This is a genomic window from Desulfovibrio sp. 1188_IL3213, assembly GCF_036763145.1.
Lineage (GTDB): Bacteria > Desulfobacterota > Desulfovibrionia > Desulfovibrionales > Desulfovibrionaceae > Desulfovibrio.
In genome coordinates, this window is the sequence record NZ_JBAIYR010000695.1 from 1 (window position 1) to 760 (window position 760).

The 760-nt window shown below is 62.0% G+C and carries 2 protein-coding genes; both read left to right on the top strand.

From position 1 onward, the window contains the following. On the top strand, positions 1 to 524 hold a 524-nt coding region (locus V6C16_RS14600; protein ID WP_333543609.1), incomplete at its 5' end, for an FAD-linked oxidase C-terminal domain-containing protein. 2 nt (positions 525 to 526) lie between these two features. Then, the coding region (locus tag V6C16_RS14605; RefSeq protein ID WP_333543610.1) for a (Fe-S)-binding protein at positions 527 to 760 on the top strand (234 nt) is incomplete at its 3' end.

Genomic DNA, 760 nt, shown 5'->3' on the forward strand with positions numbered 1-760 from the left:
TGGACGGCAGCGCCGACACCCTGCCGCTGGAAGCGCAACGCCTGTTGCGCAACATGTCCACGGCCCTCTGGCATACCACGGGCCTGAACCCGCAGGATGAGGAACGCCTGTGGGAAATACGCCGTCGCATCAATCCCACCACTTTTCTGGCCGGGCCGGACAAGATGGCCGACGACGTTACCGTGCCGCGCGGGCAGCTTGTGCGGGCGCTTGCGGAAATGGAAAATATCGCACGTGAGCATAACGTGACGTTTCTGCATTTCGGCCATGTGGGCGACGGCAATATCCACGCCAATATCCTTTATGACGCGGCTGACCGGAACATGGCGCGCCGTGTGGAAGAGGCGCGCTTTGCCATGGAGCAGGCCGTGCTGCGTCTTGGGGGCGTCATGTCGGGCGAACACGGCTGCGGCATCTGCAAGGATGCGGGTTTGCAGATTCCTCCTGCGGAGCGGGCGCTGATGCACGATATAAAGGCGGTTTTTGATCCCCGAAATATCATGAATCCCGGCAAGGGTTACTAGGCATGGCGGCGCTCAGGCAGTGTACGCAGTGTGGGGCCTGTCTGGAGAACTGCCCGGTATTCCTGCTGCGCAAGAGCGAGGAATTCAGCCCCAAGGCCAAGCAGAATCTTTTGCGTGCCGGTCTGAACCATGACGCAGGCCTTGACTGGCGCGCGCTTATGCAACTGGCCGGGCAGTGCGCCGGTTGCGGGCGGTGCAAGACTGCCTGCGCAAGGGCCTTGTCCGTACCGGAAGCG